The 12,846-nt window shown below is 63.7% G+C and carries 13 protein-coding genes; 7 read left to right on the top strand and 6 right to left on the bottom strand.

Annotated features, from left to right (window positions below):
• From hisS to hisG, 3 genes are read left to right on the top strand one after another with little or no spacing between them, the layout of a single operon-like run.
• Complete coding sequence (gene hisS, locus JI744_RS00820; protein ID WP_202657373.1) at positions 1 to 1,623, top strand: histidine--tRNA ligase; 1,623 nt, start codon at positions 1 to 3, stop codon at positions 1,621 to 1,623.
• On the top strand, positions 1,620 to 2,723 hold the full coding sequence (locus JI744_RS00815) for an ATP phosphoribosyltransferase regulatory subunit (RefSeq protein ID WP_202657371.1): 1,104 nt from the start codon (positions 1,620 to 1,622) through the stop codon (positions 2,721 to 2,723). Before hisS ends, JI744_RS00815 begins: the two co-directional genes overlap by 4 nt.
• Positions 2,717 to 3,418 carry an ATP phosphoribosyltransferase gene (gene hisG / locus JI744_RS00810; RefSeq protein ID WP_202657370.1) on the top strand — a complete coding sequence of 234 codons (702 nt, stop codon included), beginning with the start codon at positions 2,717 to 2,719 and terminating at the stop codon, positions 3,416 to 3,418. Before JI744_RS00815 ends, hisG begins: the two co-directional genes overlap by 7 nt.
• Here the strand turns inward: hisG and JI744_RS00805 are convergent.
• From JI744_RS00805 to JI744_RS00795, 3 genes are all read right to left on the bottom strand, one after another.
• Entirely contained in the window at positions 3,415 to 4,287 is an 873-nt protein-coding gene (locus tag JI744_RS00805) for a DMT family transporter (protein WP_202657369.1), read from the bottom strand. The genes hisG and JI744_RS00805 overlap by 4 nt on opposite strands.
• A 52-nt stretch (positions 4,288 to 4,339) precedes the next feature.
• The gene (locus JI744_RS00800) at positions 4,340 to 5,401 is read right to left on the bottom strand and encodes a Hint domain-containing protein (RefSeq protein WP_202657368.1); all 1,062 of its coding nucleotides are present in this window, start codon (positions 5,399 to 5,401) and stop codon (positions 4,340 to 4,342) included.
• Between the two features lie 114 nt (positions 5,402 to 5,515).
• Entirely contained in the window at positions 5,516 to 6,469 is a 954-nt protein-coding gene (locus JI744_RS00795; RefSeq protein WP_202657367.1) for a lipid A-modifier LpxR family protein, read from the bottom strand.
• Between the two features lie 214 nt (positions 6,470 to 6,683).
• Here JI744_RS00795 and JI744_RS00790 point away from each other — a divergent pair, with 214 nt between their 5' ends.
• From JI744_RS00790 to JI744_RS00775, 4 genes are all read left to right on the top strand, one after another.
• A complete protein-coding gene (locus JI744_RS00790) occupies positions 6,684 to 6,848 on the top strand; it encodes a hypothetical protein (RefSeq protein WP_202657366.1) in 165 nt (54 codons plus the stop codon).
• Between the two features lie 340 nt (positions 6,849 to 7,188).
• A complete protein-coding gene (locus JI744_RS00785; protein WP_202657365.1) occupies positions 7,189 to 8,679 on the top strand; it encodes a sterol desaturase family protein in 1,491 nt (496 codons plus the stop codon).
• 472 nt (positions 8,680 to 9,151) lie between these two features.
• Positions 9,152 to 9,310, top strand: coding sequence for a hypothetical protein (locus JI744_RS00780; RefSeq protein ID WP_202657361.1), 159 nt, complete (start codon positions 9,152 to 9,154; stop codon positions 9,308 to 9,310).
• An 87-nt stretch (positions 9,311 to 9,397) separates the two neighbouring features.
• Positions 9,398 to 10,141, top strand: a complete 744-nt coding sequence (locus JI744_RS00775) for a rhomboid family intramembrane serine protease (RefSeq protein WP_202657360.1) — start codon at positions 9,398 to 9,400, stop codon at positions 10,139 to 10,141.
• 6 nt (positions 10,142 to 10,147) lie between these two features.
• On the opposite strand, the gene JI744_RS00770 is transcribed toward JI744_RS00775, so the two are convergent.
• Genes JI744_RS00770 through coaBC form a run of 3 tightly spaced genes read right to left on the bottom strand, consistent with a single transcriptional unit; the run spans position 10,148 to position 12,842 of the window.
• Entirely contained in the window at positions 10,148 to 11,185 is a 1,038-nt protein-coding gene (locus JI744_RS00770) for a HesA/MoeB/ThiF family protein (RefSeq protein WP_202657359.1), read from the bottom strand.
• Positions 11,185 to 11,652: a dUTP diphosphatase gene (dut, locus tag JI744_RS00765; protein WP_202657358.1), complete on the bottom strand. Its 468-nt coding sequence runs from the start codon at positions 11,650 to 11,652 to the stop codon at positions 11,185 to 11,187. The genes JI744_RS00770 and dut overlap by 1 nt, the downstream gene beginning before the upstream one ends.
• Positions 11,649 to 12,842 (bottom strand): bifunctional phosphopantothenoylcysteine decarboxylase/phosphopantothenate--cysteine ligase CoaBC, encoded by a 1,194-nt coding sequence (gene coaBC / locus JI744_RS00760; protein WP_202657357.1) that lies wholly within the window; start codon positions 12,840 to 12,842, stop codon positions 11,649 to 11,651. Before coaBC ends, dut begins: the two co-directional genes overlap by 4 nt.
• Positions 12,843 to 12,846: the final 4 nt, after the last annotated feature.

Below are 12,846 nucleotides of genomic sequence, written 5' to 3'. Positions count from 1 at the left end.
ATGTCCGACGCGAAAATCCGCCGCCCGAAAGCCGAAACGCCGAAAGGCTTCCGCGACTATTTTGGCGCGGAAGTGACGACGCGCAAGGCGATGCTGGACAAGATCGCCGAGGTTTACCACCGCTATGGCTTTGACCCGCTGGAAACCAGCGCGGTTGAGACGGTAGAGGCGCTGGGCAAGTTCCTGCCCGATGTAGACCGCCCGAACGAAGGTGTCTTTGCCTGGCAGGATGAGGACAAGGACTGGCTGGCCCTGCGCTATGACCTGACTGCCCCACTGGCGCGCGTGGCGGCGCAGTATCGCAATGACCTGCCATCGCCCTACCGCCGCTATGCGATGGGCCCGGTCTGGCGCAATGAAAAGCCCGGTCCGGGGCGGTTCCGTCAGTTTTATCAATGCGATGCGGATACGGTGGGGTCGGGCAGCGTTGCCGCCGATGCCGAGATTTGCGCGATGCTGGCCGATGCGTTGGAGACTGTCGGCATTCCCCGTGGCGACTATGTGGTCAAGGTCAACAACCGCAAGGTTCTGAACGGGGTGATGGAGGTCGCGGGCCTTGCCGGTGACGACAAGGACGCCGAGCGCGGCATCGTCCTGCGCGCCATCGACAAGATTGATCGGCTGGGCGAGGACGGGGTGCGCGCGCTGCTGGGTGAGGGGCGGAAGGACGAGAGCGGCGATTTCACCAAGGGTGCTGGGCTGAGTGAGGCGCAGGCCGATGTCGTGATGGGGTTTGCGATGGCGATCGATCGGATTCTTGATCGTACACAGACCTATTTGGAAGATGCAGATGAGGCTGAACAAAATAGGCAGTATTACGAGGACGCCAAGAGGCTGCTACTTATCGAGCGAGGTGCAGGAAGGGCCGACGGCGAAAAGCATACATTGGGCTCAGTTCGGCTTTTGAATACCAGGACGCTAAATTATCTATCTGACATTGTCGGAACATCTAAAATCGGCATTCAAGGTGTTGAGGAACTGAAAGAAATAGCGGACTTGCTTGGCGCGGGCGGTTATGGTCCTGATCAGATCAGGATCGATCCCTCCGTAGTCCGTGGCCTCGGCTACTACACTGGCCCTGTCTTCGAGGCCGAACTGACCTTTGAAATCCTCGACGAAAAGGGGCGCAAGCGGTCGTTCGGTTCGGTCGCGGGCGGCGGGCGCTATGACGGTTTGGTCAAGCGCTTCACCGGGCAGGATGTGCCTGCAACGGGCGTCTCTATCGGGGTGGACCGCCTGCTGGCCGCGCTCCGTGCCAAGGGGCGCAGCACGGGCGATACCGCTGGCCCGGTGGTGGTGACGGTGATGGACCGTGACCGGATGGCCGATTACATGTCCATGGTTGCAGACCTGCGGAACGCGGGCATTCGCGCCGAGGTTTATCTGGGTAACCCCAAGAACTTTGGCAACCAATTGAAATATGCCGATAAACGCCAATCTCCTGTCGCCGTCATCCAAGGCGGGAACGAGGCGGAAAAGGGCACGGTCATCTTGAAAGATCTGATCCTTGGCGCCCAGATCGCCAAAGACGCGACGCTGGAAGAGTGGAAAGACCGCCCCGCCCAGGTCGAAGTGCCGCGCGCCGATTTGGTGGCCGCTGTCCGCAAGATGCTGGCCCAATGACCAGCCCCGCCATCCGCGCCGAGGCCGAACGGCTGTTCGCCGCCTTTGCCGCCGCCGGTGCGCAGCCGGTCGAGACGGATATTCTGCAACCGGCGGGCACTCTGCTGGATCTTTACGGCGAAGATATCCGCGCCCGCGCCTATGTGACCGCCGATCCGCTGGATGGCGAGATGATGATGCGCCCCGACTTTACCGTTCCGGTGGTGCAGGCGCATATGGCGTCGAAGGCCGAGGAACCGGCACGCTATTCCTATATGGGCGAGGTGTTCCGCAAGCAGGATCACTTGGGCGCGCGGGCACGGGAATACCTGCAGGTCGGCTTCGAAATCTTCGACGGCTCGAATCCCGCGCAGGCCGATGCCGAGGTGTTCGCGCTGTTTTCCGGCCTGTTGGCGGGTCTGCCTTTGCGCCCTGTGACAGGCGACATCGGCATCCTGATGGCGGCTGTCCGGGGGCTGGACACGACCGACCGCCGCAAGGCCGCGCTCTTGCGCCACATCTGGCGGCCCAAGCGGTTCCGTGCACTGTTGGACCGTTATGCAGGGCGTGCGCCGGTTCCTGTGGCGCGGGCGCAACTGTTGGAGAAACTGGCGCAGGGCGCGCCCGATGCGCTGATTGCGCAGGCGGGTCCGGTGATCGGCCTGCGCAGCGAGGACGACATTGCAGCCCGTGCCGCGGCCCTGCTGGAAGACGCGGCGGTCAAGCCCATCGCCGCGCCCGAGGCGGCGCTGCTGTATGACCTCTTGGGCCTGCAAGCGCCCGCCAAGGCGGCACTTGACCACCTGCGCGGCATCACCCCCTTGCTGCCCGCCATTGCGCCTGCGGTGGACCGGTTCGCGGCGCGGCTGGAGGCGCTGGCCGCGCGCGGCATTGCCGTGGAAACCCTGCCGTTCGAGGCCAGTCTTGGCCGCACCAGCATGGAATATTATGACGGCTTCACCTTCGTTTTCCTTGGCCCGCAGGGCCAGCCCTCGGTCGCCAGCGGCGGGCGCTATGACGCGCTAACGGCGCGGCTGGGCGCGGGGCGGTCCATTCCGGCGGTGGGCGGGATCATCCGGCCCCATATGGTTGCCGATTTGCGGGGGGCCACGCCATGCTGAAAATCGGTGTGCCGTCCAAAGGCCGGCTGATGGAAAAAACCTTTGACTGGTTCGAGGCGCGCGGCGTGACCATGCGCAAGACCGGGAACGAGCGGGAATATTCCGGCGAGGTTCAGGGGGTTTCGGGCGTCGAACTGGTGCTGCTGTCGGCGGGGGAGATCCCGCGAGAGCTGGCAGCGGGGCGCATTCATCTGGGTGTGACCGGCAGCGACCTTGTGCGCGACAAGCTGGCCGACTGGGAAGGGCAGGTGGCCGAACTGGCCCCCCTTGGCTTTGGCCATGCCGACCTGATCATCGCGGTTCCGGCCTGCTGGATCGACGTGGATTCGATCGACGATCTGGATGCGGCGGCGGCGGCCTTTCGCGCGGCCCACGGGTTCCGCCTGCGGATTGCCACGAAATATCATCGGCTTGTGCGCGAGTACCTGACCGAACAGGGCGTGGCCGACTATCAGCTTGTGGACAGTCAGGGCGCGACCGAAGGCACGGTGAAAAACCTGACCGCCGAGGCGATTGCCGACATCACCAGCACGGGTGAGACGCTGCGCGCGAACCACCTGAAGGTGCTGGCGGACGGGCCGATCCACCAAAGTCAGGCCACGCTTTACGCGTCGCGTGGTGCGGATTGGGTCGCGGCGGCGGGGCCGATGGCCGCGCTGGCGGCCAAGCTGGGTCTGGCGGTTCCTGCGCTTTAGCGTTTGCTGGCCATGGCAACGCCAAGGCCCGCCACCGCCATGCCGGCCCAAGCCAGGGGTGGCATCGCCTCGCCCAGCAGGGGCCAGGCGCACAGCGCCGACAGCGCGGGCACAAGGTAGAACAGGGCCGAAACCCGCGCCACCTCTCCTGCCCGGATCATCGCCAGCAACAGCGACATGGCAAGGATCGAGTTGCCAAGGACCAGATAGGCCAGCGTCACCCCAAACTCGCCCGTCCAGCTTATCGACGTCATATCTTCGGTCAGCAGTGCCAGCGGCAGCGTGCAGGCTGCGCCCACGGCGTATTGGATCAGGTTCGCCGCAACCGGATGGTGGCTGACGCCGAACCGCTTTTCCCAGAGGGTGCCGCCGGTCATGCCCAGCAGGGCAAGAAAGGCCAGCGCGATGCCCGTGGCATTTTCGGCTGCAATGGCCGAGCGGCCAAAGATGACCAGCGCCGCGCCCAACAGGCCAAGCGACAGCCCCAGCCACACCCGTGGGCCCACCGCTTCGCCCACGAAGCGCGGGGCGGCAAGGGCGACCAGCACGGGTTGCAGGCAAACGATGATCGCCACCCCTCCAGCAGAAACGCCAACGCGAAAGGCGAAATAGCACAAGCCAAAGTAGACCACCTGAATCAGAAAGCCCACCAGTGCCACATGGCCAACCGCCCGCCAGCCGCGCGGAAAGGGCGGGCGCAGTACCAGCGCAACCGGCACCAGCAACGCCAGAACCAGCACATAGCGCAAGGCCAGCAGCGTGATGGGCGGCGCATGGTGCAGCGCCATCTTGGCCACCGGAAAGCCCAAAGACCACAGGGTCAGGAACAGGACAGGGGCGGCACGCAGCAGGGGGGAGGAGGGTTTCATGCGCCCTTGCTGACAGGCGGAACGGGGAAAGGAAAGGGGCCGTGTGGCCCCCTTAATGCGCCATTTCGTGTCGCAGGATCGCCGCCTCGGACCCCGACAGGTTGCGCCGGGCATAATCGCCATAGCGGTGCGGGTCCACCGCAATGTCGGGGCGCAGGGCCAGCAACCCTTCGCGCTGGGCGGGATCGATCATGTCCAGCGCGGTGTTCGACGGGTGGAAACTTTCCGTCTCGACCCCGTTGGCCCAGACGATGTTATGCGCTTCCAGCATCACATGCACATAGGTGACTTCGCGCATGGCATGATCGACGGTGATGGTGGCATCGTTCAGCAGGTCTTCGGCCTTGACCAGAACCTCGGGCGTGTTGAACAGCGCCAGCGCCGCCGCCCCCTTGATCAGCATGCGGTGCTGGGGCGAGACGACCAGTTCCTGATCGGGGCGGTCAATGCCAAGGGCGCCGGTGCGAAAGCGGATGGGCCGCAGGTGGGGCATGGCATAAAGCCGCGCGCCCGACATGCGGCGATGGCCCGACCACATCACCGGCTGCGCGCCGTTGTCGCGCGTCAGGATCAGGTCGCCCTGCCGCAGGTTCTGGATCATGCGCGGGCCGTCGGGGGTGGCGATACGGGTGTCGGGCGTAAAGCAGATCACCCCGCCAGAGGATTGGGCCCCCGCCGCCGGGGTGCGATCAATCGCGGTCCGCACCACCCACAAATCCTGATCAGGCGGCGGCAGGTCGCCCACCACCATCAACAGCCGCGCACCTGTATCGGGCACCGGGATCAGTGTTATGGTAAAGCTGTGATGGCCGTCGGTGACCACAAAGCTCTGGTCCTGAACCAGCGCTTCATCCTGTTCCTGTTCGACCGGCGCGGTTCCCACCGCCGCACCGACCAACCGCCGCACCATGCGTGCCGCGCGCATCCGAATGTCTGCCGCCCCTTCCGCCGCCTCCAGAAGCAACAGGCCCTGCGGTCCGTCCACGCGCACGGCTGCTCCGGTCCAGCGCCAAGTGGCACCAACCGCAAGAACCTCCAGCGACGCAGCCCGAAGGCCATCTACTTCTGTCTGTGACCAGGAGATGACAAACGTGCCCTGTGAGCCCGTTTTCATACCTGCAAGCCTGCTCGTTCTTATTATTGCTTGTACGTTAACAATTTCGCGAGCGCTGCGCTATTGCATTTCTGCAACAACGCAAGTTTCCTTGAGCAAAACAATAGCTTGCGATCAGAACTTCACGTGCAGGCTTAGCCCGCCGACCACCTGGCCTTCGGCTTGCTGTTCGAATTGGGGCGAAAGGTAGGTCAGGCCATAGAACAGGCTGCTTTTCTTGCCCTGCCAGGCCAGCCCGGCACGCAGGCGGTAACGGTCGGACCGCAACTGCGCAGCTTCGCCTTCGGGCAGATAGACGCTGGAAAAGACATGCGCCACATCGCCACCCAGCGTCAGGGTAACGCCTTGCCGATAGGTGCCCGGCGCACCGCGATAGCGTTGGCCTGTGGTCTTGTCGCGCACCATCAGGTCATCGGACCCGATCTGGCCAAAGCTGAGGTCGGCCCCCAGCCGGATCAGGCTTTCGTCGCCCGCGCGCAGTTCGGCAAAGGGGCGCAGGCGGCCGCCAGCCAAGGTTAGGGTGTGCCCGGCCTCGGCGACCAGGGTGGGGTAGAAGCCATCCTCGATCTGGTTGCCCAGAACTTCGGGTTCCTCCAGGCCCAGCCGCTCATGCGCCCAACGCTGAAACCGGCCGACGCCGGTCTGCGGCCCCGTAACAACCATGTCGGCACCCAGCGAAAGTTCGGTTCCGCGCCACTCCCATGGGGTATGCACCCCTAGGTTGAGAGTGCCTGCATAGCGCCGGTCATCGGGTTCGGGCGAGGTCAGGCTGGCGGGTGCGATGATACTGGCGGCCAGCCGGTATTCCAGAATCCGGCCGGGCCGGTCTGGCAGGTGGCCGTCAAAACGGTCACCACGCAGGATGCTGACGGTATAGCCGCCGGTCTGCCAGCGGTCATGCCCGTCGCCCAGCAGATCGTTGTAGAAAAAGCGGCCCCAGCCCAGCGTCACCCGCCCGAACGAGGCTTGCTGTTGCGGCACCTGGTCCTGGGCCTGCACCGCCGAACCCACGCCTGCCGCCACCAAAAGCCCCGCAACCAAAGGCCAGATCCGCCTGATCAACCGCATTTCCTGCCCCTGAGCCAGTGAAGTTCAAAAGATGATCGTTCACGAAAATGGCGGCAATAGGGCGTGACGGATCATATTGCGAGTGTTCAGGAAACTTCTTGCGCCGCCTGCATTGCGCGATGGCGCGGAACGCGCGCCACATGGGGCAGCGCGATGATCTGCTTGGCCAGCACCGACGGTCGTGCTGTATGGCGGAGCTGTGAAGATTGAGCCGATGGTAGAACCGGCTGGCGATCATGTGGCATTGTTCGATGTCTGGCACCGCAAGCATGGCGCGGTTGAGTGCCTGCAAGCCCGCCCCGCGCGTATCGGGATGCCGCAGCCCGACAAAGGTGAGATGCGCCTGATTCAGGCGAACGGGGCAATAGCCAGCCGGTAACCTCGCCCGTCGTTAGATCAGTTCAGCCGGGCTTGCGTCGGCGATTTCGACAATCCGATGCGGCGCGCCCGGTCGCCGTTAGGCGGCCATCGACGGCCAGAGCGCGCGGGACCGCAGGGGTAAACAGGCCAAGAGCAAACCGGCCAAGTTCGGACATTGGGGCGCTTACCGGCTTCTTTCTGCTTGCGCGCTGAAATTTTGCCACGATCTGCCGGGAGGCTGCCAAAGTCGGCCCTCAATTGGTGCGCAGTCGTCCACGCTGACCCCCTAGTTTGGCCACATTGCCGTTCAAATTATACGCTTCGAAAGTCCCATTCCCAGCAGGCATCGAAGTATCACCGTGAACTACACAGCGCTTCTTATCCTTGCCTGCATTTTCATCCCGCTGGAGCGGTTGTTGCCGCTGCATTCCGGGCAACGCATCCTGCGGCACGACTGGTTTTTGGACCTGACGCATCTGGTGTTCAACCATTTCCTGATCCGGGCCGGATCGGTGGTGGTGGTTGGCGGGTTGATGGCGGCCTATACTTGGGCGGTGCCGCATTCGGCAACCGACTGGGTGCGCGCCTTGCCCCTCTGGGCACAGGTGATCGGCGTTCTGGTGGTGGCCGATGTCGGCTATTACACCGCGCACCGGCTGTCTCATGCCATTCCGATGCTGTGGAAATTCCATTCGGTGCATCACAGCATCGAAGAGATGGACTGGATGGCCTCGCATCGGGTGCATCCGTTCGACCAGATATTCACCAATACGCTGTCGCTGTTTCCGGTGTTCTGCCTGGGCTTTTCGGCCCCTGCGATGGTGCTATTCGGCCTGATCTTTCAGGCGCAGTCGCTGTGGCTGCATTCGAACACCCGCATCACGATCGGTCCGCTGAAATGGCTGATCGCCTCGCCCGAATATCACCATTGGCACCACGCCAACCAGCGAGAGGCCTATGACCGCAACTTTTCCGCCCTGCTGTCGGTGATCGATGTCATCGGCGGAACCATCTTTCTGCCCAAAAACCGGCCAGAGCGTTACGGCGTGTCGGACCCGGTTCCCAAAACATATCCCCAACAATTGCTGTACCCGTTCAAAAGGATCTTTCAGGAACGCACCCAGCACGGCAACCCAATGGAGTCACGAGTGGCAAACCCTACCGAAGACCGTTTTGGCAAGGCATTTCTGATCCTTGTGTTCAGCTATTCGGCGGCAACGTCGATGAAGTATCTGGCCGTCCTGCTTATGAATTATGAACAGGTGCCCTATGGCTCGCTGATCTTTCTGGCGCAGTTCAGCAACCTGCTGTTCCTTGCTCTGGTGGTTTACTTTACGCTGACGCGTCTGCCGCCGCGCAACACGCTGACGGGTGTAATGCCACGGCTGATTGCGGTTATCGGCACCTTCAGCATGATGCTGGTGGGGATCACCCCGCATGTCGATATCAGCCCGGCCTTGCGGATCACATCGACGGTGTTCGTGGTCGTGGGCACCATTCTGTCGATCCTGTGTCTGTCGCGCTTGGGCAAATCATTCTCGGTCGTGCCCGCAGCGCGGTCGCTTGTGACCAGCGGGCCTTACCGCATTGTGCGCCATCCGCTTTATGCCGCCGAAGCGCTGACCATCGTCGGCATCGCCATGTCGAACGGGTCGGTTGCCGCCTACATGATCGCGGTGGCCTGCCTGTGCTTTCAGGTGGCCCGCGCCCGGATGGAGGAAAAGGTTCTGTCGCTGACCTTCCCCGAGTATCACGATTATGCGGCCCGTGTTCCGATGCTGATGCCCGGCCTGCAACTGCTGTTTCCGCGGGCCACGACAGAAGATGCGGTGCGGGCCGAGGCAGCCTGAGGCCACAGCGAATATCTTACAAGCCGCCGCAGCGATGGTTGCGGCGGCTTTACTGATGCCACCGGATGTTATGCATGCCTTCGGTCGGGTTACCCAAGAGTTGCGGGGTCAATCGAAACCGCGCTGCTGATTGCCTGTCGATGGCCGGCAGCAATGACCTTTGCGCCCCGCTGATCACCGCCGCGCCAGATACCGGCCATTAGGTGACGGAACACCATACTTGCAGCGACATCACCGCCTTGGGCGGCAATGCGCAACTTTTGGCGGAGGTCGCCAGCGCATAGTCGGTGGTGTGATTGTTGCCTTTGTGGTGTCCGGTTAATACCGGATGCTGGCATGCCGGTTGTTCATGGAGAGTGAAATGAAGTCGAGTGTTGTTCTTTTGGCGCTGGTCGCCACGCTTGGCCTGTCTGCTTGCAAGGATGACTAGCCCAGCTGCACCCAAGAAGAGGCGCAGAAGAAGGCGGTCGAGATGACGACCAAGATGCAGCAACTGGCGACGACAAGCCCCGAGAAGCTGGCGGCTGTCGCGCAGAAGGCGCAAGAGATTCAGGCCGATCTGGCCAATGCTGGCGACGATCCGACAAAGGTCTGCGCCGCGATTGATGATCTGATGAAGGCTATGGAATAACCCGCGCATTGACCCATTCCGCGAAGGCCCGGCCATTGTCCGGGCCTTTTGCTTGACTGATCGGCGGGCTTCGGAAAAGGCTGTGCGATGTTTCCCATCCGCGACCATAACCCCTCGGGGCGCACGCCCTATGCGACCTATGCCCTGATCATCGCCAATGTGGTGGTGTTCCTGGGGTATTGGCTGACCATTCGCGATGACTACCGGCTGAACCTGTTCTTCTACACTTGGGGTCTTGTGCCGCAGCACATCATGGCGGGGCAGGGGTATGAGACGATCCTGACCTCGATGTTCTTGCATGGAGGCTGGATGCATCTTTTGGGAAACATGTGGTTCCTGTGGTTGTTCGGCGACAATCTTGAGGATGAGATGGGCCATGGCCGCTTTGTCCTGTTCTATCTTGCGGGCGGGTTGGCTGCGGCGGCCTTGCAGGTGGCGGCTGATCCCGCCTCAGCCATGCCGATGGTGGGGGCGTCGGGGGCGATTGCCGGGGTGATGGGCGGCTATCTGTTGCTGTTCCCCAAGGCGCGGGTCGATGTGTTGTTCATCTTCGTGATATTCTTCCGCGTCTTTGCCATTCCGGCCTGGATCGTGCTGGGCGTCTGGTTCGGCATTCAGGTTTTCAGCGGCGTCTCTGTGCCCAGCGATGGTGGCGGCGTGGCCTATTGGGCCCATGCGGGCGGCTTTGTCGGCGGGCTGCTGCTGGCGGTTCCGGCATGGCTGCGACGGGGTGGCAAGGGCTATTGGCAGGCCAATCAGGGCCAGCCGCCGCATCCGCCGGCAGAATACAAATTCCAGCGCAGTTCCATCCCCCGCATCCCCCGGCGCTAAAAGCGGTCAGGACTGGTGCAGCCCGCCACAGACCGGGCAGTCGGCCCGCCGCTTGACCCCGATCACGCGGGCTTCGGCATAAAGCGCATCATGGATCATCAGCCGCCCCGCCAGCGTTTCGCCTGCGCCGGTCAGATGCTTGACGGCCTCTGTCGCCATGATCGACCCGATGATGCCGGGCAGGGGGGCCACCACGCCCGCCTCGGCGCAGGTGGGCACCATGCCGGGGGCGGGGCGTTCGGGGAAAACGCATTGGTAACAGGGCGCGCCAGCGGCGGGGTGATAGAGGGAAACCTGCCCTTCCCACTGGGTCATCGCACCGGAAATCAGCGGCTTGCCCAAGGCAACGCAGATGCGGTTCACCAGATAGCGGGTGTCGAAATTGTCGGTCCCGTCCAGCACAAGATCGTACTCGGCGATCAAGTCGCGGGCGATTTCTTCCGTCAGGCGGCGATTATAGGAGCGCAAGGTCACAAAGGGGTTCAGCGCCTGCACCGCCGCTTGGGCAGATTGCACCTTGGGCTGGCCGATGCGGTCTTCGGTATGCAGAATCTGGCGTTGCAGGTTCGATGCCTCGACCACATCGCCGTCAATCACACCGATGGTGCCCACCCCCGCCGCCGCCAGATACAGGATCGCCGGAGAGCCAAGCCCCCCCGCGCCCACCACCAGCACCTTGGCATCTTTCAGCCGCAACTGCCCCGGCCCGCCGATTTCGCGCAGCAGGATGTGGCGGGCATAGCGGGTCAGTTCGGCCTGTCGGAACGGGCCGCTTTCGGGCACGACTTCGGGGGCTGCGCGAGCCCTAAGCCGCTGCAAAACGGCGCGGTAGGCCAGAACCAGCACTGCAACCGCGCCCAGCACCAGCCAGCTTGCCGCTGATCCGCCGATCATCTGCCGCAGGGGGCTTTCCTCGGGCAATATCAGATGCGCCAGAATAGCCGCCGCCCATAGCAAGATGACAGTCTGCGCCCGCAGCCGTGACGGCAGGCCAAACGCCCAACCCAAGCCCCACAGGGTCGCCATAAGGCCCAGCACCAGCATCAGCGGAACCCGGTAGAGCCGAAGCCGCCGCTGCCCCGGTCGGTTTCATCCAGCGCGTCAACCACGCGGTAGCTGGCTTGCAGCACGGGGGCGATCACGCATTGCGCCACGCGGTCCCCGTGGTGAATGGTGTAGGCGGCGGGTCCAAGGTTCACCAGCGCCACGCCCAAGGGGCCGCGATAATCGCTGTCAATGGTGCCGGGGGTGTTGGGCAGGGTAATGCCATGCCGGGTCGCAAGGCCCGACCGGGGGCGGATCTGCATTTCAAACCCCGCCGGAATCGCCACGCGGATGCCGGTCGGCACCACCATCCGCTCCATCGGGGTCAGCGTGATGCCTCCGGCGCGCAGTTCTGGCGGCAGGTTGGCGCAGATGTCGGCACCCGCCGATCCTGCGGTTTGATAGGCGGGCAGCGGCAGGGCACGGTCTGCCCAGTCTTCCCAGATGACCTGAACCAGCGGAGTCATGCCAGTGCCTGTGCGATACGGGCGGCTAGCTGGCGGGCGACCTGATCCTTGGTCATGCGTGGCCACACCTCTGCCCCCGCCTCGGTGATCAGCGTCACGGCGTTTTCCGTCCCGCCCATGATGCCGGTTTCGGGCGACACGTCATTGGCCACGATCCAGTCGCAGCCCTTGCGCAGGCGTTTGGTGGTGGCGTGATCGACCACCTTTTCCGTCTCGGCGGCAAAGCCCACCACCAGCGCGGGGCGGTTCGCGCCCTTGGAAACCGTTGCCAGAATGTCGGGGTTCTCGGCGAATTCCAGCGCCGGAGCCTTGCCAGAGCCATCCTTTTTCATCTTTTGCCCGGCGGCATTGGCCACGCGCCAATCGGCCACCGCCGCCGCCATTACGGCGGCATCGGCGGGCAGGGCGGCCTCAACCGCCTCCAGCATCTGCCGTGCAGTTTCCACCCGCACCACGGCCACCCCTTCGGGCGGCGGCACCGAGGCCGGGCCGGTGACAAAAGTGACCCGTGCGCCCAGATCGCGCAACGCCGCCGCAATCGCCGTGCCTTGCGCGCCCGAGGAGCGGTTGGCGATATAGCGCACCGGATCGATGGGTTCGTGGGTGGGGCCAGAGGTGACCAGCACATGCTTGCCCGTCAGCGGGCCGTCCGACACAGCCGCCTGAATGGCGGCCAGAATCGCCTCGGGTTCCGCCAGCCTGCCGGGGCCGTATTCGCCGCAGGCCATCTCGCCTTCGTCCGGGCCGGTGAACAGCACGCCATCGGCCTTCAGGGTGGCGATGTTGCGTTGCGTGGCGGGGTGCTGCCACATCCGCACATTCATCGCCGGTGCCACCAGCACCCGCGTATCGGTGGCCAACAGCAGGGTCGAGGCAAGGTCATCCGCCCGCCCCGTGGCCATTTTCGCCATCAGATCGGCGGTGGCCGGGGCGACAACGATCAGATCGGCCACGCGGGAAAGCTGGATATGCCCCATCTCGGCCTCATCCGTCAGGTCGAAGAGCGATTGGTAGACCTTTTCGCCCGCCAGCGCCGAGACCGACAGGGGCGTGACAAACTCTGCCCCGCCCGCCGTAAGAACCGGCGTCACCGTCGCCCCCTGTCCGCGCAGCAGCCGGATCAGCAGCAGCGACTTATAGGCCGCGATCCCGCCGCCGATCACAAGAAGAATGCGTTTTCCCGTCAGCATCATG

Origin of the sequence: Fuscibacter oryzae, from assembly GCF_016765795.1 — a bacterium.
Lineage (GTDB): Bacteria > Pseudomonadota > Alphaproteobacteria > Rhodobacterales > Rhodobacteraceae > Fuscibacter > Fuscibacter oryzae.
The sequence above is the reverse complement of the archived record's forward strand: the minus strand, read 5'-3'. Positions and strand labels throughout refer to the sequence as shown.